This window comes from Luteimonas flava (assembly GCF_036584485.1).
Lineage (GTDB): Bacteria > Pseudomonadota > Gammaproteobacteria > Xanthomonadales > Xanthomonadaceae > Luteimonas > Luteimonas flava.
In genome coordinates, this window is sequence record NZ_JAZHBM010000002.1 from 515028 (window position 1) to 540388 (window position 25361).

General features: G+C 68.4%; 21 protein-coding genes and 1 tRNA gene. 16 read left to right on the top strand and 6 right to left on the bottom strand.

What is annotated here, in order from left to right; all coding sequences use genetic code 11:
- Positions 1-101: 101 nt before the first annotated feature.
- From V3391_RS09375 to hemC, 6 genes are read left to right on the top strand one after another with little or no spacing between them, the layout of a single operon-like run.
- Positions 102-1589 carry an OpgD/OpgG family glucan biosynthesis protein gene (locus V3391_RS09375; protein ID WP_332078152.1) on the top strand — a complete coding sequence of 496 codons (1488 nt, stop codon included), beginning with the start codon at positions 102-104 and terminating at the stop codon, positions 1587-1589.
- A 20-nt stretch (positions 1590-1609) separates the two neighbouring features.
- Positions 1610-3472, top strand: a complete 1863-nt coding sequence (gene mdoH, locus V3391_RS09380; protein ID WP_332078725.1) for a glucans biosynthesis glucosyltransferase MdoH — start codon at positions 1610-1612, stop codon at positions 3470-3472.
- Positions 3473-3525: 53 nt separating this feature from the next.
- Entirely contained in the window at positions 3526-4212 is a 687-nt protein-coding gene (locus V3391_RS09385; RefSeq protein WP_332078153.1) for an alpha/beta hydrolase, read from the top strand.
- Between the two features lie 2 nt (positions 4213-4214).
- Positions 4215-5288 (top strand): sensor histidine kinase, encoded by a 1074-nt coding sequence (locus tag V3391_RS09390; RefSeq protein ID WP_332078154.1) that lies wholly within the window; start codon positions 4215-4217, stop codon positions 5286-5288.
- Positions 5285-6019 (top strand): LytR/AlgR family response regulator transcription factor, encoded by a 735-nt coding sequence (locus tag V3391_RS09395; RefSeq protein ID WP_332078155.1) that lies wholly within the window; start codon positions 5285-5287, stop codon positions 6017-6019. The genes V3391_RS09390 and V3391_RS09395 overlap by 4 nt, the downstream gene beginning before the upstream one ends.
- A 44-nt stretch (positions 6020-6063) precedes the next feature.
- Positions 6064-6975, top strand: coding sequence for a hydroxymethylbilane synthase (gene hemC / locus V3391_RS09400; RefSeq protein ID WP_332078156.1), 912 nt, complete (start codon positions 6064-6066; stop codon positions 6973-6975).
- 84 nt (positions 6976-7059) lie between these two features.
- Here the strand turns inward: hemC and V3391_RS09405 are convergent, their stop codons facing one another.
- From V3391_RS09405 to V3391_RS09415, 3 genes are all read right to left on the bottom strand, one after another.
- Positions 7060-7752 (bottom strand): DUF481 domain-containing protein, encoded by a 693-nt coding sequence (locus V3391_RS09405; protein ID WP_332078157.1) that lies wholly within the window; start codon positions 7750-7752, stop codon positions 7060-7062.
- Between the two features lie 81 nt (positions 7753-7833).
- A complete protein-coding gene (locus tag V3391_RS09410) occupies positions 7834-8652 on the bottom strand; it encodes a hypothetical protein (protein ID WP_332078158.1) in 819 nt (272 codons plus the stop codon).
- A gap of 67 nt (positions 8653-8719) precedes the next feature.
- Positions 8720-10474, bottom strand: a complete 1755-nt coding sequence (locus V3391_RS09415; RefSeq protein ID WP_332078160.1) for an SLC13 family permease — start codon at positions 10472-10474, stop codon at positions 8720-8722.
- A 168-nt stretch (positions 10475-10642) separates the two neighbouring features.
- Between V3391_RS09415 and V3391_RS09420 the strand changes: the two genes are divergently transcribed.
- Complete coding sequence (locus tag V3391_RS09420; RefSeq protein ID WP_332078161.1) at positions 10643-12028, top strand: FAD/NAD(P)-binding protein; 1386 nt, start codon at positions 10643-10645, stop codon at positions 12026-12028.
- A gap of 3 nt (positions 12029-12031) precedes the next feature.
- Here V3391_RS09420 and V3391_RS09425 read toward each other — a convergent pair whose 3' ends face one another.
- Positions 12032-12619 (bottom strand): hypothetical protein, encoded by a 588-nt coding sequence (locus V3391_RS09425; RefSeq protein WP_332078162.1) that lies wholly within the window; start codon positions 12617-12619, stop codon positions 12032-12034.
- Positions 12620-12750: 131 nt separating this feature from the next.
- Here V3391_RS09425 and V3391_RS09430 point away from each other — a divergent pair, with 131 nt between their 5' ends.
- The 5 genes from V3391_RS09430 (at position 12751) to V3391_RS09450 (ending at position 19596) form a co-directional block, all read left to right on the top strand.
- Positions 12751-13719 (top strand): helix-turn-helix transcriptional regulator, encoded by a 969-nt coding sequence (locus V3391_RS09430; protein WP_332078163.1) that lies wholly within the window; start codon positions 12751-12753, stop codon positions 13717-13719.
- Positions 13720-13729: 10 nt separating this feature from the next.
- The gene (locus V3391_RS09435; RefSeq protein ID WP_332078164.1) at positions 13730-14551 is read left to right on the top strand and encodes a patatin-like phospholipase family protein; all 822 of its coding nucleotides are present in this window, start codon (positions 13730-13732) and stop codon (positions 14549-14551) included.
- Between the two features lie 190 nt (positions 14552-14741).
- Positions 14742-15104: a hypothetical protein gene (locus V3391_RS09440; RefSeq protein ID WP_332078165.1), complete on the top strand. Its 363-nt coding sequence runs from the start codon at positions 14742-14744 to the stop codon at positions 15102-15104.
- 111 nt (positions 15105-15215) lie between these two features.
- Complete coding sequence (locus V3391_RS09445; RefSeq protein ID WP_332078166.1) at positions 15216-17324, top strand: prolyl oligopeptidase family serine peptidase; 2109 nt, start codon at positions 15216-15218, stop codon at positions 17322-17324.
- A gap of 73 nt (positions 17325-17397) precedes the next feature.
- Positions 17398-19596 (top strand): S9 family peptidase, encoded by a 2199-nt coding sequence (locus V3391_RS09450; protein WP_332078167.1) that lies wholly within the window; start codon positions 17398-17400, stop codon positions 19594-19596.
- A gap of 99 nt (positions 19597-19695) precedes the next feature.
- Here V3391_RS09450 and V3391_RS09455 read toward each other — a convergent pair whose 3' ends face one another.
- Positions 19696-20952, bottom strand: a complete 1257-nt coding sequence (locus V3391_RS09455) for a serine hydrolase domain-containing protein (RefSeq protein ID WP_332078168.1) — start codon at positions 20950-20952, stop codon at positions 19696-19698.
- Between the two features lie 136 nt (positions 20953-21088).
- On the opposite strand from V3391_RS09455, the gene V3391_RS09460 reads away from it, so the two are divergent.
- From V3391_RS09460 to bfr, 4 genes are all read left to right on the top strand, one after another.
- Positions 21089-21165 (top strand) — tRNA-Met (locus V3391_RS09460).
- A 143-nt stretch (positions 21166-21308) separates the two neighbouring features.
- Positions 21309-21908 carry an RNA pyrophosphohydrolase gene (locus V3391_RS09465; protein ID WP_425497233.1) on the top strand — a complete coding sequence of 200 codons (600 nt, stop codon included), beginning with the start codon at positions 21309-21311 and terminating at the stop codon, positions 21906-21908.
- 72 nt (positions 21909-21980) lie between these two features.
- Entirely contained in the window at positions 21981-22193 is a 213-nt protein-coding gene (locus tag V3391_RS09470; RefSeq protein ID WP_232138046.1) for a (2Fe-2S)-binding protein, read from the top strand.
- A 116-nt stretch (positions 22194-22309) separates the two neighbouring features.
- Positions 22310-22783: a bacterioferritin gene (bfr, locus tag V3391_RS09475; protein WP_332078169.1), complete on the top strand. Its 474-nt coding sequence runs from the start codon at positions 22310-22312 to the stop codon at positions 22781-22783.
- 42 nt (positions 22784-22825) lie between these two features.
- On the opposite strand, the gene V3391_RS09480 is transcribed toward bfr, so the two are convergent.
- Complete coding sequence (locus tag V3391_RS09480) at positions 22826-25357, bottom strand: ATP-binding protein (RefSeq protein WP_332078170.1); 2532 nt, start codon at positions 25355-25357, stop codon at positions 22826-22828.
- Between the last annotated feature and the right edge of the window lie 4 nt (positions 25358-25361).

Here is a 25361-nt window from a genome sequence, read left to right on the forward strand (position 1 = left end):
GTGTTTCGCAACATCCTTACACCTGCACCGCTACATTGCGCTGGACCTGAATACGATCCGGTGGGCTTTCGGTGCAACGACGTGATGTTCTGAAGACGGCCTTGGCCGCACCGCTGTTGGGTGGCTGGTGGCCGGCGCTGGTGGCGGCTGCAGAAGGCGCAGCGTCCACGCCGTTCGATGCAGAAACTGTCGCGCAGTTGGCGCGAGCGCTCGCTTCCCGCGCGTATGTGCCGCCGGATACGACGTTGCCCGCGGCGCTCGCGGGTGCCAACTACGACCAGTATCGGGATTTCCGCTACCGCCCCGACAAGGCGTTGTGGCGTGACCTCCACGATGTGGAGTTCCAGGCCCAGTTCTTCCACCGCGGGTTCCTGTTCAAGCCGCGGGTCGAGATGCACGTCGTCGAAGGCGACCTGGCGCGCGAGCTGCCGTTCTCCACATCGTTGTTCGATTACAGCCCGAATCCCACGCCGGCACTGGACGACGCCACCGGGTTCGCGGGGTTCCGCTTGCATGCGCCGTTGAACAGTCGCGATTACTTCGACGAGCTGTGCGTGTTCCTGGGCGCGAGCTACTTCCGTGCAGTCGGCAAAGGGCTCGCGTACGGGCTGTCGGCGCGTGGGCTTGCGCTCGGCAGTGGCGATCCGGGCCCAGAAGAATTTCCGGTGTTCCGTGCGTTCTGGCTGCACCGGCCGGACGCCGGCAGCAACGCGATCACCGTCGACGCGCTGCTGGATGGCCCGAGCATCGCGGGCGCCTACCGGTTCCGGATCCAGCCCGGCGAAGACACCGTCTTCGAGGTCGATGCGCGGCTGTTCCCGCGCGTGGATCTGGCGCACGCCGGGATCGCGCCGCTGACCAGCATGTACCAGTTCGATGCATCCGATCGCACCGGTATCGATGACTACCGTCCGTCCGTGCACGACTCAGACGGTCTCGGCCTGTGGACCGGCACCGACGAACAGGTCTGGCGACCGCTGCACAATCCGTCTTCGATCCAGCACAGCGGGTTCCAGGATCGGACGCCACGTGGCTTCGGGCTGATGCAGCGCAAGCGTGGCTTCGATGACTTCGAGGATGCGGAAGCCGGCTACGAGAAGCGTCCTTCGGCATGGATCGAGCCGCTCGACGACTGGGGCGCCGGCGAGGTGTACCTAGTGGAGATTCCGACGGCCGACGAGTACCAGGACAACATCGTCGCGTTCTGGCGCCCGGCCGAAGCGCTGAAAGCCGGCAGCGAGCGCCGCTGGCGTTACCGGTTGCACTGGACCGCCAGCAAGCTGTGGAAGCCGGCGCTCGCGCACGTCGCGGCGACGCGGATAGGCGCACGACCGGGTGAGGACCGTTCGATCCGACTGGTCGTCATCGATTTCGAGGGTGGCGACATCGGCACTGACGCGCCACAAGTTGAAGTGGCAGCGACTACCGGACGTATCGCCAATCCGGTCGTGCATGCGCGGCCGGGCGGTGGCTGGCGTGTCGGCTTCGAGTTCGCGCCTGACGGGCGGACGAGCAGCGAACTGCGCGCGCGGCTGCATCGTGGTGGCGCTGCCGTCTCCGAAACGTGGGTCTACCGGTGGAGCGCGTGAGCATCGTCGACCTGCCGGCGATGCCCGACCTGGCGCCGGTGCCGATGCCGATCCAGTCGCTGCGCGAAGGGCGCCTGACGACACGGCCCCTGCCCAGCGCGCCGACCGGCATGGTCTGGCGTCGCGCGTTCATCGTGACGACCGCGGCGGTGCTGACGATCTTCGCGACCTACCAGATCTGGTGGCTGCTGCGCATCGGCGGGATCGATCTGCTTGAAGGTCTGTTGCTGCTGGTCTTCGTGCCGCTGTTCGCGTGGATCGTGCAGTCCTTCGCGAGCTCGCTCGCCGGCTTCGTGCTGGTGCTGATGAAGCGACCGGCGCGACTCGGAATCGATCCGCAGACGCCGCTCCCGGTGCTCAACGTGCGCACCGCCCTGCTGATGCCGACCTACAACGAAGATCCCGAGCGCCTGCTCGCCGGACTGCAGGCGATCATCGAATCGCTGCAGGCGACCGGGCGCGGCGATCATTTCGATCTGTTCGTGCTCAGCGACACGCGCGATGCGGACATTCAGCGGCGCGAAGTGATCGCCTTCGAGCGGTTGCGCAACGCGATGCCGCAGGCGCGGCTCTACTACCGCCTGCGAGAGGACAACCACGAGCGCAAGGCCGGCAACATCGCCGACTGGGTGCGGCGTTGGGGCGGCGCGTATCCGCAGTTCCTGATCCTCGACGCAGACAGCCTGATGACCGGGGACACGCTGGTGCGGCTGGCGGCGGCGATGGACGCGAACGACGACGTCGCGCTCGTGCAGACGCTTCCGGTCATCGTCAACGGCGCGACGGTGTTCGCGCGCATGCAGGAATTCTCCGGGCGCATGTACGGTCCGGTGATCGCGCACGGCGTGGCCTGGTGGCATGGGGCGGAGAGCAACTACTGGGGCCACAACGCGCTGATCCGCACCGCCGCGTTCGCTGCGCACGGCGGGTTGCCGGAGCTGCAGGGCCATACGCCGTTCCGCGGCGCGGTGCTGAGTCACGATTTCGTCGAGGCCGCGCTGATCCGGCGTGGCGGCTGGGCGTTGCACATGGTGCCGACGCTGGAAGGCAGCTACGAGGAAGGGCCGCCGACGCTGACCGACATGCTGGTGCGCGATCGCCGCTGGTGCCAAGGCAATCTGCAGCACGGCGGCGTGCTGCCCGCGCGTGGCCTGCACTGGGTCAGTCGCTGGCACCTGCTGATCGGCATCGGTCATTACCTCACTGCACCGCTGTGGGCGATGCTGGTTCTGATCGGCCTGGCGGTGCCCTTGCAGCACGGTGCGTTCGCCGAAGGGCTGTCGCCGGCCGAGTACTGGATGGCGATCGACGACAGCCGCTTCCTCGGCGTGTTCGTGATGACGATGGTGATGCTGTTCGCGCCGAAGGTCCTGGGCTACATCGCGACGCTCGCCGACGCACGCATGCGCCGCGGTGCCGGCGGTGCATTCCGCGGCTTCGTCAGTCTGTTGATCGAGAACGTGCTCGCCGCGTTGATGGCGCCGATCACGATGTACGTGCAGTCGCGCGGCGTGGCCGAAGTGCTGGCGGGTCGCGATTCGGGCTGGGATGCGCAGCGTCGCGACGATGGGCGCCAGACCTGGGGCGACCTGTGGCGCAATTACCGCGGCACCACGCTGCTCGGCGTGATCATGGGCGCGGGGGCGTGGATGATGTCGCCGGGCCTGGCCTTGTGGATGTCGCCGATGATCGTCGGCCTCGTCGGTTCGATTCCGATCGTGCGCTTCACGTCGTCGCGTCGCATCGGTCTGGCGATGCGCCGCGCCGGACTGTTCTCGACGCCAGAGGAACACGCGCCGCCCGACGTGCTCGTGCGCGCCGCTGCGCTGCGTGCCGAAGCGCATCCGGAGGTCGCGACGCCTGCGCCGGTCATACACGGCTAGGCGCGTGCGACAGAGCGCTTACACTGGCGCCTCCTAACGTTTTTTGATCCCGCATGGATTCCCAGACTCCCGCACTGCTCGACTGCATCGAACGCGAGACCGGCCCCGCACCCGCGTGGAGCGTGATCTGGCTGCACGGCCTCGGCGCCGATGCCAACGATTTCGTCCCGCTGGTGCCCGAGCTTCTGCGCAAGGACTGGCCCGCGATCCGCTTCGTGTTTCCGAACGCGCCGGTGCGCGCGGTGACGATCAACAACGGCGTGCGCATGCGCGCCTGGTACGACATCGTCGATTTCGATCTCGCCAACCGCGCCGATGAGGCCGGGGTGCTCGAATCGGTGGCGCAGATCGACGCGTTGATCGAGCGCGAGGCGGCGCGTGGCATTCCGGCATCGCGCGTGATGCTCGCGGGCTTCTCGCAGGGCGGCGCGGTCACGCTGGCAGCAGGCCTGCGTCGACGCGTGCCGCTGGCCGGCCTGGTCGCGTTGTCCACGTATCTGCCCGCGGCACACAACGCCGGCGCTGCACTCGTCGACGGCGCCACGCGCCAGCCGGTGTTCATGGCGCACGGCACGCAGGATCCGGTCGTGCCGCTGGGCGCCGGTGAACAGAGCGCCGCCTGGTTGCGCCAGGCCGGCTTCGACGTCGCCTGGCATCCGTATCCGATGCCGCATTCGGTCTGCGCCGAAGAAATCGTCGCCCTCGGCGACTGGTTCGACGCGCGGTTCGCGGCCGGCTGAGCATGGCCGCGCCGGCAGTCGACGGCCTCTGGCTGCCGGATCTGTGCCGGTTGCCGCGCCTGCTGACGATGCTGGGCCTCGCCCAGCTCACGGTCATCGTGGTGCTGCTGGTGCCGAACCCCGCCGCCCTCTGGGACGTGTCGGCGTTCGTCTCCGCGAGCGGCTATGCGTTGTGGCTCGCGCTGTCGGTTTCGGTCTTGCTGTGCGCGTGCCGTCGGCTGCTGTCGCGCTTTCCCGTGCGCCTCGGCGCGTCGATCGCGGTCGCGCTGGCGATGGCGGTCGCGCTGGTCGCCTCGGCGATCGTGCACGGCCTGTTCGCGAGTGTCGGCGGCACGGCGGGGTTGCCGGGCTTCGGTCGGTTCGTCGGCGGCAGTGGTGCGGTCGTCGCGCTGCTCACCGGCATCGCACTGCGCTATTTCTACGTCATCGATCGGTGGCAGGGGCAGGTAGCCGCGCATGCGCGCGCCGAGGCCGATGCGCTGCAGGCGCGCATCCGGCCGCATTTCCTGTTCAACAGCATGAACATGATCGCCACGCTGCTGCGCCGCGATCCCGTGGTCGCCGAACGCGCGGTGCTCGATCTGTCGGATCTGTTCCGTGCCGCGCTCGGTGCAGGCGAAGGCACGTCGACGCTGTCGGAAGAAGTTTCGCTGGCCGAGCGCTATCTCTCGATCGAACAACTGCGGCTCGGTGATCGTCTGCGCGTGGACTGGCACAGGCAGGGTGATCTGCCATGGACGCTGCCGATGCCGCGTCTCGTGCTGCAGCCGGTGTTGGAGAACGCGGTGCTACACGGCATCTCGCGATTGCCCGAGGGCGGCACCATCGACGTACGGCTGACGATGGACGCGGGGGTGCTCGAGATCGAGGTCGCCAATCCTTCCCCGCCACCCGACAACGCGCCCGCGCAGGGTGCGGGACACGCCCAGCGCAGCATCGCCCATCGCCTCGGCTTCGCGTTCGGCCCCCGTACGCGCATGCGCTACGGGTGGAACGACGGGCGCTATGCGTGCACCATCCAGGTGCCGGTGCCGACGGACGGTGCCGCGCCGGTCCCGGGAGGACGCACGCCATGAAGGTCGTGATCGCCGATGACGAACCGCTCGCACGCGAGCGTCTGCGGGTGCTGCTGGCGCAGCTTGCCGGCATCGAGATCGTGGCCGAGGTGGGCGATGGGCGCAGCGCGCTCGAAGCCTGCGCCGCGCACGATCCGGCGCTGGTGCTGCTGGACATCGCGATGCCGGGCATCGACGGACTGGAAGTTGCGCGACATCTGAGCGCGTTCGAGCCGCGGCCTGCGATCGTGTTCTGCACCGCCTACGATGCGCATGCGTTGAAGGCATTCGAAGCCGCCGCCGTCGACTATCTGGTCAAGCCGGTGCGGCCCGAACGCCTGCAGGCCGCGGTCGAGCGCGCGCGGACGTTCACGGCCGGACGCGAGGTGGCGGTCGATGGCGATACACATGGCGACAAGCGGCGCACGCATCTGTGCGCGCGCCTGCGCGGCAGCCTGCGGCTGATTCCGGTCGAGGACATCCGCTATCTGCAGGCCGAGGAGAAGTACGTCGTCGTGCATCACGCGCGCGGCGAGGATCTGGTCGAGGAATCGTTGAAGTCGCTCGAGGACGAGTTCGGCGACCGCTTCGTGCGCATCCACCGCAACTGTCTGGTGGCCCGGCACGAGCTGGTCGAACTGCGTCGCGATCTCGAAGGTCACGTGCACGCGGTGCTGCGTCACGGCGACCGGCCGCTGGAAGTCAGCCGCCGCTGCGTGTCGCAGTTGCGCGACACCGTGCGTCAGCTCTGATCCCGCGGCAAGCGGGCCCGGCGACGATCGCCGATAATGGGCGGATGGATCGACTGCGCATCGCCACCCGCAAGAGTCCGCTCGCCCTGTGGCAGAGCGAACACGTGGCCGCCGCCCTGCGCGCGCGCCATCCCGGCCTCGAGGTCGAACTGATACCGCTGAGCACGCGCGGGGACGAAGTGCTGGACCGTTCGCTGGCGGCGATCGGCGGCAAGGGCCTGTTCCTCAAGGAACTCGAAATCGCGATGCAGGCCGGCGAGGCCGACTGCGCGGTGCACTCGCTCAAGGACGTGCCGATGGCGCTCGAGCCCGGCTTCGCGTTGCCGGCGATCCTCGCCCGCGCCGATCACGCCGACGGCTTCGTCAGCAACGACTTCGACGGCATCGACGCGCTGCCGATGGGCGCGCGCGTGGGCACGTCGTCGTTGCGTCGACAGGCGCAGTTGCGCGCGCGGCGGCCGGATCTGCAGCTCGTGGATCTGCGTGGCAACGTCAACACGCGGCTGGCCAAGCTCGACGCCGGCGACTACGACGCGATCGTGCTCGCATGTGCGGGTCTGCAGCGGCTGGGCCTGGAGACGCGCATCCGCGCGCGGCTCGATGCCCCGGACTGGCTGCCGGCGCCCGCGCAGGGGGCGATCGCGATCGAATGTCGTGACGATGCACCGCGGCTGCACACCTTGCTGGCCACCCTCGACGATGCGCCGACGCGGCGCTGCGTCGAGGCCGAGCGCGCGATGAACCGGGCGCTGCACGGCAGCTGTCACGTGCCGGTTGCGGCCTATGCCTGGCTCGACGGCGACCGCTTGCGGCTCGAAGGGCTGGTCGGGTCGGCGCAGGACGGCCGCGCGGTGCGTGCGGGCGGCGAGTCCTCGCATGCCGAGGGCGATGCGCTCGGCGCGCGGGTCGCGTCGCTGTTGCTGGAAGCGGGGGCGGGGGCGTTTCTGCCGGGCTAGGAAACCCAGCCGACCGGGTGATGGGTTTCGCTGCGCTCTACCCATCCTACGAAGCGGCTTGCTCCTACGAGGTAGGCAGCGACGTCAGAACGTACGGCGGAGTTTGAGCGAGCCCTCGGTGTCGGTACTGCCGCGGCCGCCGTTGCCCAGCGTGTCGTGGCGCAGTTCGAAGTCCGAGCGCAGCGTCCACTGCGGGAACAGTTCGTAATCGAACGCCAGCGTCTGCCGCAGGAAGGTGTTCTCGCGGCCGGTCTCCACCTGCACTTCCTGGGTGAAGGACGCGCGCTTGCCGAGCTCCTGCGACAGCTGCAGCTGGCCGGTCGCGATCGGACCCATCGCGGCGGTGCCGAAGTCGGTGTAGGGCTCGATCCGCACGCCGGTGCCGAATTCGATGCGCAACGAGGTCTCGGGGCTGCGGATCGCTTCGAGACCGTAGCGGGTGTCCCACTTCACGTGATTGCCGCCGGACCGGATGAATTCCCGGCTGGAGAACGGTGAATGCAGCGGCGCCAGACGCCGGTCCGGCAGCTTGACCAGCGGATGCGCAACGGTGCGCGGACGCACGCCGGGCGCTTTCGGCGACCAGATCCGCTGGCGCGCCGTACTGGCCGTCCATTCCGCATCGCGGCAGGACAGCCGGTAGCAGGGACGGCGCAGCGGTACCTGCCGCGCAGCGACAGCGGCGATGGCAGGCAGCTCCGGTGCGGCGGGGAGCGGTTGTGTGTAGATCGGCAGGCCCGCAATGGCCAGCCACCAGCCAGCAAGCATTTCAGCCATTCATGTAAGCGGTTACAGCTTGATTATGCCGAAGCCTGCGTAGCAGTTGCCATCACCGGCGGATCGCCGTCGAGGCGGGCTTCAGGAATCGTGACCGGCATCGCGCTGCCGGCCTTCGCCCTCGCCCAGAAACAGGCGGTGTTCCAGTGCGGCGGCGCCCAGCAGGGCGGCGGTCGCCAGCAGCAATGGCACCAGCGGCGGCACGCTGCCGCTCAGTGCCAGGAGCCAGCACAGCAGCGGCGCGCCTGCGGCGAGGCCCAGGACTGCGATGCGCGCGCCGCGGAACGGCAGGGCAATGTCGCTTCCGGGCAACCGGTCCACGGCGCGCCAGTAAAGAACTTTGCACAACGCGAGACAGGCGCCGAGTCCGGTCAGCGTCGCCAGCATCGTGCGCCCGTCGTTGCCGGACACGAACAGCCGGTCCATCAGGACATAGAGCAGGGCGAGACCGGTGCTCATTGCGAGGAGCAGATGGATCGGCAGCACCAGCGGTTGCTGCCAGGGTGCAGGCGCTGCCGGCGCGGCGTAGCCACTGGCGATCGCGGCCACGGCGCCGAATGCGACGAGCAACAGCAGCAGACCCAGCGCGACCAGCAGCGGGCCGAGTGTGGTCCAGGCACCCGCCAGCAGCAGCACCACCAGCAGTGCGGCGATTGCGAGACTGATCCACACCAGCCCGCGCGCGCGGCGCGGCGCGGCGCGGTCGGCGGGCCGCGCGAAGCGTTGCGCGAGCAGACCGGCGGCGACGCACACCGCGCCGAGGAGCAGCCCGAGCAGTTGCAACTGGTGCAGCGTCGATGCCGCCTCGGGCCGCAACTGCAGCAGTGCGGTCGTCATGCCGCTCCACATCAACAGACCCAGCCCGGCGCCCGTCAGCGGCATCGCGGCGATCCTCAGCATCTGGCGCATCCGGCATCCCGTCGGGTCGTCGGTCCGCAGCGTGCCATGGAGCCCGGGCGCTGCACAGTCAGAACGGAAAGAAGCGTGGGATCAGCAGCGTCGCAGTGATCAGGAAAATGATGTTGAGCGGCATGCCGATCTTCACGAAATCGCTGAAGCGGTAATTGCCGGCGGTGTAGACCATCGTGTTGGTCTGGTAGCTGATCGGCGTGGCGAAGCTGGTCGACGCCGCGAATGCGACCGCAATCAGGAACGGTTTGGGGTCCACGCCCAGCGAATCGGCAGTGGCGATGGCGATCGGCACCACCAGCACGGCCGAAGCGTTGTTGCTCATGAACTCGGTCAGGGTCGAGGTCATCAGATAGACCGCCGCCAGCGTGGCCGTCGGACCGTAGTGGCCGACCAGATTGATCAACTGGTTGGCGGCAAGCGCCGCGCCGCCCGTTTTCTGCAGGGCGATGCCGAGCGGAATGATCCCCGCCAGCAGCAGGATCACGCGCCAGTCGATCGCCTCGTAGGCCTCGTCGGGGTCGAGCAGGCGCAGCACCACGAGCGCGATACAGCCGAGCAGGGCAGAGGCCACGATCGACGTCCAGCCGAGTGCCGCAACCGCAATCGCCGCCGCCATGACGATCGCCGACAGTGTCGCCTTCGTCGTATCGACCTTGCGCTGCGCACGTGAGCCCAACACGATCAGCCCCCGGTCGATGCGCAGATCGGCGATCGCCTTGGCGGGTGCATCGAGCAGCAGTACGTCGCCCACGTGCAGCGGCACCTGATCGAGTGGCGTGTGGATGCCGAGCTGACGTCGATGCAGACCATGCACGCGTGCCCGGTAGGTGTGGCCGAACCGCATGCCGGCCAGGGTATTGCCGATCAGATGCGAACCCGGCGCCACCATCGTTTCTACATGCAGGCGTTCCGCGTTGACGTCGCCGTCGAGATCGCGGGCCACGTGGTCGAACTTGAGCTTGAGCGATTTGCGCGTCGCCTCGATGTCCTGCCACAGCCCGCGCAGCAGAAGGCGGTCTCCTGCCTCGACCTTCAGGTCCTGTCCGCGCATCGCGACGCCGTTGCGCAGGATCGCGAGCAGGGCCACATCGTCGCCGGCATCGGCGAGCACTTCTCCGCGGCGGCGACCGATCACCGCCGCACCGTCATCCACCAGCAGCTCGGCGACATAACGGCCGATGTGGTCGGCGCTCTCGCTGCCGGGCACGCCGCGGTCGGGCAGCAGCAGGCGCCCCACCGTCATCAGATACAGCACGCAGATGCCGACGAACACGATGCCCAGCGGGGCGAACTCGAACAGGGTGAAGCCGATGCCGGCGGTCTCGCGCGCCATCGAATCGATCAACAGGTTGGTCGAGGTGCCGATCAGGGTGCACACGCCTGCGGTCTGCGACATGTAGGACAGCGGGATCAGGAATTTCGACGGCGCCCAGCGGTTGGCCGTCGTCGCCGCGAGCACCAGCGGCAGGAAGACCGCCACGGTCGCGGTGTTGTTGACGAACGCAGCCACGCAGGTGACCAGCGCCATCATCACCAGCAGGAACAGCCACGGCCAGCGGATCCGCGCGAGCAGGTCGCCCACCGCGATCAGCGCGCCGTTGCGCTGCAGGGCGCCGCTGAGCACGAACATCGCCGCGACCATCACCGTCGCCTGGTTGCTGAAGCCCGAGAGCGCCTCGGGCAGGCTGACCACGCCCAGTACGAGCAGCGACGCGGCCACCAGCAGCGCGACCACGTCGACGCGCAGCTTCTCGGTCACGAACAGGAACACCGCGCCGGCCATCACCGCCAGCGTCAACCACAGATCCACGCTGCCTCCTTCGTCATCGAGTGTGGCGCCTGCCACGCGCCGGGCAGTCCGGCCAAGCCTGCCTGTGCTGCTGCGGAGGTCGGGTGAGTCGCCTTGCGGCCACCCTGCGGCGCGTCATGGTACGGAAGCGGATGGGATACTGCGCATCCCGACGTGCCAGGAGCTTCCATGACTGCAGCCGTGCCCGCACCCGACTCGCCTGGATCGGTCGACGTGCTCGTGATCGGTGGTGGCGCCTGTGGTGCACTGGTGGCGCTGCATCTGCTGGATCAGGACGGCCTGCGCGTCGCGCTGGCCGAGCCCCGGCACGCACCCGCGCGCGGGGTCGCGTATTCGACACCCCGCGCCGAACACCTGCTCAACGTCAATGCCGCGCGCATGAGCGCCTTCGATGGCGTGCCGGACGATTTCCTCGCCTGGTTGCGCACGCAGCCGGAATCCGCCGGACTCGACGATGCGGTGCTGGCCGCGCAGTTCGCGCCGCGGCGTGTCTACGGGCGGTATCTGCAGGCGCGGCTCGATGCGCATGGCGCGCGCGCATCGCCGGCCCTGCACGCGGACGCGGTCGTGGATCTCGAGCGCGAGGGTCCGGACTTCATCGCGACCTTCGCGTCCGGTGCGCGCCTGCAGGCACGCGCGGTCGTGCTGGCCATCGGCAGTCTGCCCGCGGCACTGCCGGGCAGGGCGCGGGCTCTCGCGTCGGTCGAAGCGTGGGATTACGAAGCGGTCGCCGCGATCGCGCCGGACGCGGACGTCGGCATCATCGGTGCGGGCCTGAGCATGGTCGACGTCCTGCTGACGCTGCAGGCGAACGGCCATCGCGGGCGCGTGCTGGCGATCTCGCGCAATGGCCTGATGCCGCTGGCACATGCACCGGGCACCGTGCCGCAGCCCGGCGGTGTCGATGCGCTGATGCCGCTCGGTGTGCGTGCCCGCATGCGGATGCTGCGGCAGTGGGGGGCCGATGCGGTGGCGCAGGGACGTCCATGGCAGGACGCAGTCGAGCGGCTGCGTCCGCACGTGCGCGCGCTCTGGCAGGCCTGGCCCGACCCCGAACGCCGCCGCTTCCTGCGCCACGCGGTGCGGCAATGGGACATCCACCGGCATCGCATCGCGCCCGGCGTCGCGGCGATCGTCGACGACATGGACGCGGCCGGCGTGTTCTCGCTGCAGGCCGGGCGGCTGTCGCGGATCGAAGCGCGCGATGGTCGGGTCGCCATCGACTGGACGCCACGTGGTGGCACGCCGACCACTACGGTCGTCGATGTCATCGTCAATGCGACCGGTATGGAAAAGCGTCTGTCACGCGCGCCGGGCCGGCTCCTGCCTGCCTTGCACGCGCGTGGTCTGATTGCGCCCGGGCCACTCGATCTGGGGCTGGCGACCCGCGGCGACGGAGAGGTGCTCGATCCGAACGGTGACGTGGTGCCGGGCCTGTGGACACTTGGCGCGACCCGCATCGGCGACCTGTGGGAAACCATCGCGATGCCCGAACTGCGCGGCCAGGCAGCGCGCGTGGCGGTCGGCGTGCGACAGGCACTCGCCGGCCGCTGAGCGCTACAGGCAGGCCTGCTGCAGGCGCCGGATTTCCTCGCTGATCAGTTCCGCGTCGCCGCCGGTGCCGAGGTTCGCGATGTTGCGCCGGATGCGCGGGCAGGGATCGCTGGGGCCGCCACCGAACAGCTTGCCGACCGCGATCACGACATCCTCGACCGACACCGGCTCGCGCATCGCGAACCGGCCGTCCGCCGCGGGCATCGGCCGGTGCTGCAGCGGATCGCGCGAAAAATCCGCGGCCGGCGCCTGCTGGCGCGCCCAGTCACCGGCCTGTTCCAGCAGCGCAGCGGCGGTCGGCAGAGGCGCTGCGTCATCGATCGACGGGCGCGTTACGTCGACGGCCTGCAAGGCGTCGTTGCGTCGTGCACGCGCCGGTAATGGCGTCGTGAACCCGGACGTCGTGGGCGCAGGCGCGGGCTGCGGGGCAGGCGGCGGCACGATCGGCAGCGGCCGCTCGATCCAGATCACCGTCAACGCATCCGCGACGCGATCAGGCGCCGGCCGTCGCAGGCCCAGCAGCCACCAAGCGACGCCCACGTGCACCAGCACCGTCGCGGCCAGCGCGACGCCGACAGCCCCCTTCCGCATTCCCTGCGCCATGTCGATCCGGTCGAACTCCGATGGCGGAGTCTAGGGTCGGCTGCCGGCGGCCTGCGTTAACCACCGGTTATCCGCACGCGGTCACGCCGCCGCCGCCGACTGGCGCCATAATCGGCCGCATGGACCGATATGAACGCATTCTCTCGCTGCATCGCATCCTCAAGACCTCGCGCTATCCGGTGACGGTGGCCAAGCTGCAGGACGAGCTGGAATGCTCGCGTGCAACGGTCTATCGCGATCTGGCCTTCCTGCGCGACGCGTTGATGGCGCCGATCGTCGGCGATGGCGACGCGGGCTTCCGCTACGACACCGACGAGGGCGGTCGCTTCGAACTGCCGGGCCTGTGGCTCAGTTCCGAAGAACTGCATGCACTGCTCGCGGCGCAGCAGCTGATGTCGCGCAGCAGCGGCGGCGTGCTGTCGAGCGCACTGGCACCGTTGCAGTCACGCATCGAAAAGCTGCTCGACGAACATTCCGCCGGCAAGCAGTGGCCGGTGCAGCGCGTTCGGGTGATTCCGCATCGCGGCCGGCGCATGGACGAGCACGCGTTCCGCAACGTCTGTTCGGCGGTGCTGCAACGCAAGCAGCTCTCGTTCGAGTACCGCGCACGCTCGACCGACGAGCGCACCAAGCGCACGGTCTCGCCGCAGCGCATCACCCACTATCGCGACAACTGGTATCTCGATGCCTGGGACCAGGACCGCGATGCGCTGCGCAGCTTCTCCGTCGACCGCATCACCAACGCGCGCGTGCTCGCTGCCGATGCCCGCGACATCGACGATGCCGAGCTCGACACGCATCTGGCCGGCAGCTACGGCATCTTTTCCGGTCCGCCCAAGGGCATCGCGACGATCCTCTTCAGCGCCAAGGCCGCGCGCTGGGTCGCCGACGAGCACTGGCATTCGCAGCAGCAGGGCCGGTTCCTGCCCGACGGCCGTTTCGAGCTGAAGGTGCCCTACAGCGGCGCGCGCGAACTGTTGATGGACGTGCTGCATTACGGCGCCGATGCCGAGGTGATCGAGCCGGTCGCATTGCGCGAACAGGCGCGTTCGTTGCTGATGATGGCGCTGCAGAAGTACGAAGGCTGAGGTCGCCACGATGACAACGCGTGAGCCTGTCGCTCTGGCGCTGGGCGCCGGCGGTGCGCGTGGTCTGGCGCAGATCGGCGTCATCGAAGTGCTGGAGGAGCGCGGCTTTCCGATCGTCACGATCTCGGGCGCGTCCAGCGGTGCACTGGTCGGCGGCGTCCATGCGGCCGGTCGCCTGCGCGAATTCGATGCGCGTATCCGTGCGATGTCGCGCCGGGATTTCATCCGCCTGCTCGATCCCGGTTTCCGCCGTGCGGGCGTGCTCGCCGGCACGCGCCTGGTCGAGACGATGCGGGAGGTGGTGGGCGATCCGCCGATCGAAACCCTGCCCGTGCAGTTCACCGCGGTCGCGGTCGATCTGCAGCGGCAGCGCGAAGTCTGGATCCAGGACGGCCCGTTGTGGGATGCGCTGCGCGCGTCGTTCGCGATCCCCGGCGTGTTCACCCCGCACGTCGTCAACGGACGGCCGCTGGTCGACGGCGGCCTGCTGGCGCCGCTGCCGATCGCTGCGACCCGACTCTCGGATGCGACACGCCTGATCGCGGTCGACATGCACGGCTGGCCCTCGCAGCCGCCCGGTACTCCTGCGCGTCAAGGAGAAGCGCAGCTCGATACCGATGTCGCGCCGAGTGGTTTGATCGACGTCATGTCCCGCTCGCTCGACACCATGCAGGCGCAGATCTCGCGCGTGCAGCTGGCGCTCGATCCGCCGGAACTGGTGATCCGCATTCCGCGCGACGTCTGCCAGTTCTACGAATTCTGGCGTGCCGCCGAACTGATCGACATCGGCCGCCATCAGGCCGCGCGCGCGCTGGACGACGCCGGCTACTGAGCGGCGGCGCCGCGCATCGCGCGTAGGACACAGGCAGGTTTCGACGGGGTGCCATGGTCCGGCGCCAGGCCGGCGCTCCAATCGTTTCCTCGGACAGCGCCCAGGGTCGCAGCCCATGAGATGCGCGCCGCACAGACTGCGGCCATGCCCAACCGGGCCATCGATCACCGCGTCCACAGGAGCTGCGCAGATGTCTCGTATCGCCCACGCCTCGCCCGATGCCGATGTCCCCGCCGATGCTGGCCTGCGCACGCTGCTGGTCGGCGCGCTGTTCCTGGGCGCGGTCGCGCTGCTGTCGTTTCCCGGTCTGCGGACCGGCTTCACCGCGGTCGGCTGGCCGCCGCTGTGGCTGATCGGCATGCCGGCGGTCGCCTGGTTCGCCCTGTTCCTGCGTCGCCTGCCGCGCCGCCGCAAGCTGGCCTCGTCAGCGGTCTTGCGGCGGCGTCGGCCAGGCCTTGCCCAGGCCCGGCGCCGGCCGGCGCCGCGTCGCCGCGGGCGGATTTCGGTTCGCGCGGCCCTGGTCGCGGCCGGGCTGCTGCCGCTGCTGCGCTGAGCCACGCCGGCGGCCTGCGGTGCCGCCGGATCGTGACTTTGGTCATGCGGCCTGCGGCCCTGCTGCGTGCTAGCGTTGACGGTTATCCGTCCATGCGCCACCGGAGTCGCCATGTCCCAACTGTCCAAGCTCTGCCTCGCCGCCGGTATCGCCGCCGGCCTGTCGATGGGCGCCGCATCTGCCAAGGAGGCCGCCGTGTCCGATCCCCACCAGTGGCTCGAAGCCGTCACCGACGAGAAGGCGCTGGACTGGGTCCGCGCGCAGAACGCCAAGGCCGAAGCCGAGCTGGCGGCGACGCCCGAGTTCAAGCAGCTCGAATCCGACCTGCTGGGCATCTACGACTCCGACGACAAGATTCCGGCCGTCTACAAGCAGGGCGAGTGGTACTACAACTTCTGGCGCGACCGGAACCACGAGCGCGGCATCTGGCGCCGCACCACGCTCGAGGAGTACCGCAAGCCGCAGCCGAAGTGGGAAACCGTGCTCGACCTCGACGCGCTCAACAAGGCCGAGGGCGAGAACTGGGTGTGGCACGGCGCGAGCTGCCTGCGTCCGGCCTACACGCGCTGCCTGATCGCGCTGTCGCGCGGCGGCGCCGACGCCGACGTCACCCGCGAATTCGACGTCGCATCGAAGTCCTGGGTCGAAGGCGGCTTCTTCCGCGAGGAAGCCAAGGGTGCGCTGGGCTGGATCGACCAGGACAACGTCTACGTCTACACCGATTTCGGCGACGGCTCGCTGACTTCCTCGGGCTACCCGCGCATCGTCAAGCAGCTCGCGCGCGGCCAGTCGATGGACCAGGCCACGCTGGTCTACGAAGGCAAGCCGGACGACATGTACATCGCCGCGATGCACGACGACACGCCGGGCTTCGAGCGTGACTACGTCAGCCGCACGCTGGCCTTCTACAACGACGAGCTCTACCTGCGCGGCGCCGATGGCCAGCTGACCAAGATCGACGCGCCGAACTCGGCGAACAAGTCCGTCCACCACGACTGGCTGATGCTGGAACTGCGCGAAGCCTGGGAGGTCGGCGGCCGCACGTATCCGGCCGGCTCGCTGCTCGCGACGAACTTCGACGCCTTCATGGGCGGCAAGCGCGAGTTCGACGTGCTGTTCGAGCCGAGCGAGACCACCTCGCTTGCAGGTGCGACGTGGACCAAGAACCACCTCGTGATCAACGTGCTCGAGGACGTCAAGAACAAGCTCACCGTGCTGACGCCGGGCGCGGATGGCTGGGCGCGCAGCGCCCTGGCCGGCGTGCCGGAGCTCGGCACCGTTGGAGTGAGCGCCGTCGACAGCGACGAGTCCGACGCGGTGTGGATGACGGTCACCGACTACCTGACGCCGAGCACGCTGATGCTGGCCGAGGTGGGCGGCAATGCCGCGCCGGAAACGCTCAAGACGATGCCGGCGTTCTTCGACGCCAGCACGCACGAAGTCGAGCAGCACTTCGCCACGTCCAAGGACGGCACGCGCGTGCCGTACTTCCTCGTGCGTCCGAAGGACATGCAGCTCGACGGCAGCAATCCGACGCTGCTCTACGGCTACGGCGGCTTCGAGATCTCGCTCACCCCCGGTTACTCCGGCGGCGTCGGCAAGGGCTGGCTGGAGAAGGGCGGCGTGTACGCGGTCGCCAACATCCGCGGTGGTGGCGAATACGGCCCGCGCTGGCACCAGGCGGCGCTCAAGCAGAACCGCCACAAGGCCTACGAGGACTTCGCCGCGGTCGCGCAGGACATGATCCAGCGCAAGATCACCTCCCCGGCGCATCTGGGCATCCGCGGCGGCAGCAACGGCGGTCTGCTGACCGGCAACATGCTCACGCAGTATCCCGAGCTGTTCGGCGCGGTCGTGATCCAGGTGCCGCTGCTCGATATGCAGCGCTATCACCAGTTGCTGGCGGGTGCGTCGTGGATGGCCGAGTACGGCAATCCCGACAAGCCGGAAGAGTGGGAATTCATCCGCACCTTCTCGCCCTACCACCTGTTCGACGCCGCGAAGGACTATCCGCCGACGCTGATCCTGACCTCGACCCGCGACGATCGCGTCCACCCCGGCCACGCCCGCAAGATGATGGCAAAGATGTCCGAAGCCGGTAAGGACGTGCGTTATTACGAGAACATCGAGGGTGGCCACGGCGGCGCAGCCAACAACCGGCAGCAGGCGCACATGGACGCGCTCTATCTGACGTTCCTGTGGCAGCAACTGGGCAAGTGATTCGATCCTGCACCGGCCGCTTTCGCGGCCGGTGTTCTTTTCAGCGTTGCATCGGCAGCGAGTGGACCCGCCTATGAAGACATCTTTCCCTCGCGCGGCCCTGTTTCTGGCCGCGCCGTTCCTGACGAGCCTGAGCCTGATGAGTGTTTCTCCTGCTGCACATGCCACCGCGCCGGCGCCGCCCGACGCCGAACAGCGCCCGCACACCGTCACAGCGCCGCATGGCGCGACGCGCGAGGACGTCTACTACTGGCTGCGTGACGACAAGCGCGAAGACCCGGCGATGCTGGCGTATCTCAATGCAGAGAACGCCTATGCCGATGCGATGCTCGCGTCGCTGAAGCCGGTCGAAAACACGCTGTACGACGAGATCGTCGGCCGCATCCAGCAGGACGACAGCTCGGTGCCGTACCGTGACCGCGGCTTCTGGTACTACTCGCGCTTCGAGACCGGCAAGGACTATCCGGTGCACGCCCGCCGCGCCGATGGCGCCGGTGTCGATGCGCTGTCGATCCAGACCGCGAACGCCAAGGCCGATTTCAGCGGAGAGCAGGTGATGCTCGACGTCAACCAGCTCGCCGACGGCAAGGATTACTACGCGGTCGGCGACTGGGACGTGACCCGCGACAACCGCATCCTCGCCTACGCCGACGATACCAACGGCCGTCGCCAGTACACGATCCGTTTCAAGAATCTCGAGACCGGCGAGCTCTATCCCGAATCGATTCCCGGCGTGTCGGCGAACCTCGTGTGGGCCGACGACAACCGGACGCTGTTCTACGTCGAGAACGATCCGGAAACCCTGCTGACCGTGCGCGTGAAGAAGCACGTGCTCGGCACGCCGGTCGCCGATGACGTACTGGTGTACGAGGAGAAGGACGACAGCTTCTACATGGGCATCGACCGCACGCGCGACGACAGGTACATCGTCATCGGCGTCGGCAGCACCGTGTCGAGCGAAACGCGCTACGCGCCGGCCGACAATCCCGAGACCTTCGCCGTGCTCGCGCCGCGCGCGCGTGATGTCGAGTACGACGCCGACCATTACGGCGACCGCTGGGTGATCCGCACGAATGCAGACAAGGCGACGAACTTCAAGCTCGTCACCGCGCCCAGCGATGCGACCTCGCGCCGCCAGTGGACCGACTTCGTGCCGCATCGCGATGACGTCTATATCGAAAGCTACGAACTGTTCGACGGCTTCACCGCGATCGAGGAACGCGCCGAAGCGCTGACCCGCGTGCGCGTGCTCAAGCGTGATGGCAGCGACGAATTCGTGCAGGCCGACGAACCGGCGTATGCGATGGGTCTGGCGGTGAACTCCGAGCCCGACACCGACTGGCTGCGTTACGGCTACACCTCGCTGACCACGCCGGCGACGACCTTCGAGGTCAACACGCGGACCGGCGAGCGCCGCCAGCTCAAGCAGCAGGTGGTGATCGGCTACGAGCCGTCGAACTACGTCACCGAGCGCGTGTGGACGACGGCGCGCGACGGCAAGCGCATTCCGGTGTCGCTGGTCTACCGCAAGGGGTTCGAGAAAAACGGCACCGCGGCGCTGCTGCAGTACGGCTACGGCAGCTACGGCGCGTCGATGGATCCGGGCTTCTCGGTCACCAACGTCAGCCTGCTCGACCGTGGCATGGTCTACGCCATCGCGCACATCCGCGGTGGCGAAGAAATGGGCCGCGCCTGGTACGACGACGGCAAGCTGCTCAACAAGATCAACACCTTCACTGATTTCATCGACGTGACCGACGATCTGGTCAAGCAGGGGTATGCGGCACCCGATCGCGTCGCGGCCTACGGCGGCAGTGCCGGCGGCCTGTTGATGGGCGCGATCTCGAACATGGCGCCGGAGAAGTACCGCGTGATCCTGTCGCAGGTGCCGTTCGTCGACGTGGTCACGACGATGCTCGACCCGAGCATTCCGCTGACCACCAACGAGTACGACGAGTGGGGCAACCCCGAAGAGAAGCGCTACTACGACTACATCGTGAAGTACTCGCCCTACGACAATCTCGACGCCAAGGCCTACCCGGCGATGTTCGTCGGCACCGGTCTGTGGGATTCGCAGGTCCAGTACTGGGAGCCGGCGAAGTACGTGGCCAAGCTGCGCGATCTCAACACCGGCGCGCATCCGGTCGTGTTCCGCACCAACATGGAAGCCGGACACGGTGGCAAGTCGGGCCGCTTCCGTCGCTACCGCGAGTCGGCGGAGATGTACGCCTTCATGCTCGACCAGCTGGGGCTCGACGCGGCGACGCGCTGATTCCAGCGTCGCGTCCAGAAAAACGCCCGCAGAGATGCGGGCGTTATTCGTTGGGCAGTCACCAGATGCATCACGCGCGTGACGCGAATACTCGTAGCGTCAGCGATCGAATGCCAGCAGATCGTGCCCGGCGGCAGCGCGCACGATGCGCCGATACACGTATTGGCCGCTGCCGCCATTGGTCATCACGACAATGCCGCGGCGCCGCGCGGCATCGCCCATCGCGAAGGTCTTGAAGATGCCGCCGTTGCTGCCGGAATGGTGGAATACCGGACCGCCCGGCGTCGGCTCCACGTTCCAGCCCAGACCTTTCGCACTCCATGGCGTCGCGCCGATCGGCTGCGGCGTCAGCATCGCCGCGCGCGTGGATTCGGTGAGTTCCCACGACGCGCGCTGCGCGCCGCGCGCCATCACCAGCGACACGAACGTTGCGTGATCCCGGATCGTGGTGCGCAGGCTCGCAGCGGCGTTGGCGAGGATATCGCCCGCCCAGTTGACCAGCCCCGGCGGTGTGTGGGCCTGGATCTCGGGCAACGCACGCGCGGCATCGTCCCAGGTCCAGGCCGACAGCGGTCTGCCCTCGCGTCCGGCGATGCGCTGGGCCGCGCTCCACTGTTCGCGCAGCATCTGCGTGGGCATGCCTGCGCCATCGGCGTCATGGGCGCGGTGACCATGGACCGATCGCGTCGCCATCGCGTCGTTCCATGCGTAGCTGCTGTCGCGCATGCCGGCGGGGCCGAACAGCCGCGCCTGCATCGTCTCGTCCAGGCTCTGGCCGGTCAGCGTTTCGATCACCAGCTGCAACCAGACGAAGGCTTCGCCCGAATAGTCGATCCGCGTGCCGGGTTCGGCCTGCGGCACCAGCAGTTCGGTCGCCGGATGCGGGCGCCAGTTCGGCAGGCCGGTCGTGTGACGCAGCACATCGCGGGCGGTGATCCGGTCCAGCCATGGATGCCGGCCCAGATAGTCCGGGCGTCGATAGGCGACGAGCGGCCGGTCGAGATCGACGACACCCGCATCGGCCAGCTGCAGCACCAGGTAGGCGAATACCGGTTTGCTCAGCGATGCCGCCTCGAACAGGGTGTCGGCCTGCACCGGCGTGCCGCGCTCGACGTGCGTTACGCCGAAGCCCTGTTGCCAGGTCACCTTGCCGTCCTCGACGACCGCGATGGCCAGGCCGGGCACTGCGAAGGCGGCCATGACCCGCGGCAGGTCCGTCACCAGCGCCGGGTAGGGGATCCAGCTCTGCGCGCTGTCCCCGGGCATCGAGGCCGATGCCAGATGCCAGGGCAGCAGGCCGGCCGCGCCGGCGAACCCGATGAAACGACGACGACCGGCATGGACTAGGGAGGGCATCGCCGCATTGGACTGCGTCGGCGACCGGGCGGCAAGAGGGGGGTGATGGCGGCGACAGACCGCATGCGCGGATTGACGCAGGCCCGGGGCTTGGGCAGAATGCGCGGCTCGTCGCGGGAAGTTCCGCACGACCGATGGCTATGTAGCTCAGCCGGTTAGAGCACGTCACTCATAATGACGGGGTCGGTGGTTCGAGTCCACCCATAGCCACCAACGCGAACGCGTCGCCGAAAACCCGCCCGATGGCGGGTTTTTTGTGGCCGCGTATCGGCGTTCAGTTCCGGCTTGTTCCCCGGGGCGGCGCGTGGCAGAGTCGATGCCAGTGACGCAAGTCAATCGCATTAGGAGTCCGCATCGTGATCGATCCGGACGGGTTCAGGCCCAATGTCGGCATCGTGTTGATGCACCCGGACGGCCGCGTCTTCTGGGCGCGTCGGGTCCGGCGTGATGGCTGGCAGTTCCCGCAGGGCGGGATGAACACCGACGAGACGCCGCTCGAGGCGATGTATCGCGAGCTGCGCGAGGAAACCGGGCTGCTGCCCGAACACGTCGCCGTGCTCGGCGCCACGCCCGGCTGGCTGCGTTATCGCCTGCCGCAACGGGCGATCCGCCGCAACGACCGCATCGTCTGCGTGGGCCAGAAGCAGGTCTGGTTCCTGCTGCAGTTCGTCGGCGAAGAAGCACATCTGAAGCTCGATCTCACCGAGACGCCGGAGTTCGATCACTGGCGCTGGGTCGATTTCTGGTATCCGCTCGAACACGTGGTGATGTTCAAGCGCGGGGTCTACACCAGCGCGCTCAGCCATCTGGCCAAGTACGCCCGGCAGGTCGCCGGCGCACAGGCGATCCCGCAGCCTGCGATCGAAACCCGGCCGCGCAGCCGTCGGCCGCAGCGCCGGGGCGCGCGTCGCACGCCCGACGCCGCCGTGCGCGGGCGCGATGATGGCGCGGGCTGAACAGTTCTTATTTGACACTGATTCTCGTTTATGGCGGAATGGGCACTCCAGCCTTCCGCCAGGACCACAGCCTTGTACGTGTGCATCTGCAACGGCGTCACCGACTCCCAGATCCGTCAGGCCGCGGCCAATGGCTGCCGGGAAGTCAGTGAACTGACGATGCGCACCGGCTGCGGTGCGACCTGCGGCAGCTGCCTGGATATGGCCTCGGGCCTGCTTGACGATTTCCATGCCGCGCGTCGCGCGCCGGTCATCGATCTGCCGCTGATCGCCTCGGCCGCCTGAGGCGGTACCCGCGCGGCGCCGGTCCGCGCCGACTAATGATCACGATTCGCGTTCCGTCATCGCCATCGACGGATCGCTAGAGTGTGCGCATTCCGCGATATCAGGAGCATCCCTCGATGAAGGGCGACGCGCAGGTCATCCGCTTTCTCAACCAGGCGCTCTACAACGAGCTGACCGCGATCAACCAGTACTTCCTGCACGCCAAGATGCTGAAGAACTGGGGCCTCGACGAGCTCGGCAAGCGCGCCTACAAGGCCTCGATCGACGAGATGAAGCATGCCGACAAACTGTCGGAGCGGATCCTGTTCCTCGAGGGGCTGCCGAACTTCCAGGCACTGGGCAAGCTGCGCATCGGCGAGGCGCCCGTCGAGACGCTCGAATGCGATCTCGCGCTCGAGATGGACGGTCTGCCGACGCTGCGCGAGGGCATCGCCCACTGCGAGAACGCCGGCGATTTCGTCAGCCGCAAGCTGCTGGTCGATATCCTCGAATCGGAAGAGGAACACGTCGACTGGCTGGAAACCCAGCTCGATCTCGTCTCTCGCATCGGCGTCGAGAACTATCTGCAGAGCCAGCTCGAAGAAGACTGAGCCCGGCGCGGTTCGCACGCCCGCGCACGGCGGGCGTCGGCCTCAGGTGATGCCCGAGACCCGGCCTTCGCGCAGCATCCGTCGCGCACGCGCGAATTCGTTCGACACCAGCGCCACGGCCACGGCCGGGCGTTCGAGATTGCGCTCGCGGGCGCCGGCTTCGATGCGGCGCGCGGCCGCCGACAGCGACATCGCACCGAGATTCGCACTCGACGACTTCAGCGAATGCGCGGCATCGCGCAGACCGTCGTAGTCCGGCCCGTCGACCGCGTTCTCCAGTGCCGACAGCAGGCGCGGCGTATCGTCGAGGAACACGTCGATCAAGCGGTCGACCTCGTCGCCGAGCACGGTGCGCAGGTCGTCGAGCACCTCGTGGTCGATGACCGGCGGCAGCGGGCCGCGGTCCACGGCCGGTGACGGTGCCGGAATCGCGATGGCCATCTGTTCGGCTTCGGCCTGGGCCTCGTCCGGAGACTGCGGACGCGGCTGCGTCGGCGCGGTCCACTCCGCGGCCGACATCGGCTCGCTGACCGGAGCAGGCGCCGGCGTCGCGGGTTCGACGACCGCGGGTGCGGTGTCCGGATCCCACCAGCGATAGATGCAACGTTCGAGCTCGCTGCGCGTGACCGGCTTGGCGAGGTAATCGTCCATGCCCGCATCGAGGCATTTCTGCCGGTCGCCGGCCATCGCGTTGGCGGTCATCGCGATGATCGGCAGGCGGCGCGTGATGCGCTCTGCGGCTTCGTGCTCGCGCCAGCGACGCGTCGCGGTGTAGCCGTCCATGACCGGCATCTGGCAGTCCATCAGCACGATGTCGTAGCGCGACGCCGCGATCCGCAGCAGCGCGGCTTCGCCATTGCTGGCGGTGTCGCAGGTGATGCCCAGCACCGACAGCAGGCGCTGGCCGACCATCAGATTGACCGGATTGTCTTCGACCAGCAGCACGCGCGGCTTGCGCGGGCCGCTGCTGCGCGCGGCATCGCCGGCGGCGTCGCTGACCGGCGTGGTCACGGGCGCAGGCACGAAGGCGGGTGGCGGCGCCGCATGGAGGGGCGCCGGCGTGGTCTCATAGGTAGGTTGCGGTTCGGGTGCGGCGGCGTAGACGTCGGGCGGCGGCGCGTACGGCGGTTCGGCCGGCACCTGCGGCGCGCTGTCGGTACCGAGCACGGCCTCGCGCAGATCGGCGTCGGGCGACTGCCGGCTCAGCAGCGTCGCACCCTGGCGCAGTTCCTCGGACACCGTCTCGTCGCCGTACAGGCACACCAGGCGCAGATCGCCGTAAGCCGCCTGCCGGGTCACGTTGCGATACAGCGCGACCGCGGTGTTGCGCATGCCGGCCAGATCCGCGACGACGACCGAATAGGCCCACGGCGGCCCCTGGTTCGCGGCGGTGCGCAGACGGTCGAGTGCTTCCTGCGTGGTCTCCACCGAGCTCACGCGCAGGCCCCAGTTCGGCAGCAGCATGCTCAGGCGCAGCCGCAGGCGCGGATCGGCACTGAGCAGCAACGCGCGGCCGTCGCGCGGGCTCGCGTCTTCGGCCGGCATGTCGCCCTGCGCCTTGCGCAGCGGAATTTCGAACCAGAACGTCGAACCGGCGCCGGGCTCGGAGTCCACGCCGATGCGGCCATCCATCAGTTCGACGATGCGGCGCGAGATCGCCAGCCCTAGACCGGTGCCGCCATACAGGCGCGTCGTCGACGCGTCGGCCTGGCTGAAGGCCTGGAACAGGCGCGACCGGCCTTCGGTGCTGATGCCGATGCCGGTGTCGCGGACTTCGAAGCGCAACTGGTGCAGGGCTGCGGTTTCGCCGAGCCGGCGCACCTGCACCGACACGCTGCCGCGCTCGGTGAACTTCACCGCGTTGCTGATCAGATTGCCCAGTACCTGGCGCAGGCGGACCGGATCGCCGCGCACCGACAGGCGCACGGACGGATCGAGCTGCAGGCCCAGGCGCAGGCCCTTGGTCTGCGCGGCGCGCTCCATCACCTGGATCACGCCGTCCATCAGCTCGCGCAGATTGAAACCTGTGACTTCCAGATCGAGCTTGTTGGATTCGAGCTTGGAGTAGTCGAGGATGTCGTCGACGATGCGCTGCATCTGCTGCGCCGACATGTAGGCGGTGCGCACGAGTTCGGCGTGATCGGGCGCGAGTCTGGCGTGCATCAGCAGATCGAGCATCGGCGTGATGCCGTTGAGCGGCGTGCGGATCTCGTGGCTCATCGTGGCGAGGAATTCGCCCTTGGCCATCACCGCCGACTCGGCCGCGTTCTTGGCCTGGCGGAGTTCCTTCTCCAGCTCGGTGCGCTCTTCGAGTTCGCGCTGCAGCTCGCCCAGTGCAAGTTCGTCCTGGCGCAGACGCTCGTCCGCGGCTTCGAGTTCGCGTACGCCCTGGTGCATGTGCACGCTGACGCCGATCGACGCGACCACCGCGACCAGGGCGAGCACCAGCGCGATCACCTGCCACGGACCGGGCACCGCGAGCGCGGCCAGCACCATCGTCAGCGCCGCGCCGCCGGCTGCGCCGAGTGCGAGCCAGCGCAACACGAGAGCGGACGGGCGACGGCGCGCGATCATGCGT

Coding starts and splice junctions, on each gene's coding strand:
- bfr (WP_332078169.1), top strand. CDS start 22,310: ATGAAGGGCGACGCGCAGGTCATCCGCTTTCTCAACCAGGCGCTCTAC.
- V3391_RS09395 (WP_332078155.1), top strand. CDS start 5,285: ATGAAGGTCGTGATCGCCGATGACGAACCGCTCGCACGCGAGCGTCTG.
- V3391_RS09405 (WP_332078157.1), bottom strand. CDS start 7,752: ATGGCTGAAATGCTTGCTGGCTGGTGGCTGGCCATTGCGGGCCTGCCG.
- V3391_RS09455 (WP_332078168.1), bottom strand. CDS start 20,952: ATGCCCTCCCTAGTCCATGCCGGTCGTCGTCGTTTCATCGGGTTCGCC.
- V3391_RS09435 (WP_332078164.1), top strand. CDS start 13,730: ATGACAACGCGTGAGCCTGTCGCTCTGGCGCTGGGCGCCGGCGGTGCG.
- mdoH (WP_332078725.1), top strand. CDS start 1,610: ATGCCCGACCTGGCGCCGGTGCCGATGCCGATCCAGTCGCTGCGCGAA.
- V3391_RS09425 (WP_332078162.1), bottom strand. CDS start 12,619: ATGCGGAAGGGGGCTGTCGGCGTCGCGCTGGCCGCGACGGTGCTGGTG.
- V3391_RS09440 (WP_332078165.1), top strand. CDS start 14,742: ATGTCTCGTATCGCCCACGCCTCGCCCGATGCCGATGTCCCCGCCGAT.
- V3391_RS09430 (WP_332078163.1), top strand. CDS start 12,751: ATGGACCGATATGAACGCATTCTCTCGCTGCATCGCATCCTCAAGACC.
- V3391_RS09390 (WP_332078154.1), top strand. CDS start 4,215: ATGGCCGCGCCGGCAGTCGACGGCCTCTGGCTGCCGGATCTGTGCCGG.
- V3391_RS09410 (WP_332078158.1), bottom strand. CDS start 8,652: ATGCTGAGGATCGCCGCGATGCCGCTGACGGGCGCCGGGCTGGGTCTG.
- V3391_RS09480 (WP_332078170.1), bottom strand. CDS start 25,357: ATGATCGCGCGCCGTCGCCCGTCCGCTCTCGTGTTGCGCTGGCTCGCA.
- V3391_RS09450 (WP_332078167.1), top strand. CDS start 17,398: ATGAAGACATCTTTCCCTCGCGCGGCCCTGTTTCTGGCCGCGCCGTTC.
- V3391_RS09420 (WP_332078161.1), top strand. CDS start 10,643: ATGACTGCAGCCGTGCCCGCACCCGACTCGCCTGGATCGGTCGACGTG.
- hemC (WP_332078156.1), top strand. CDS start 6,064: ATGGATCGACTGCGCATCGCCACCCGCAAGAGTCCGCTCGCCCTGTGG.
- V3391_RS09385 (WP_332078153.1), top strand. CDS start 3,526: ATGGATTCCCAGACTCCCGCACTGCTCGACTGCATCGAACGCGAGACC.
- V3391_RS09445 (WP_332078166.1), top strand. CDS start 15,216: ATGTCCCAACTGTCCAAGCTCTGCCTCGCCGCCGGTATCGCCGCCGGC.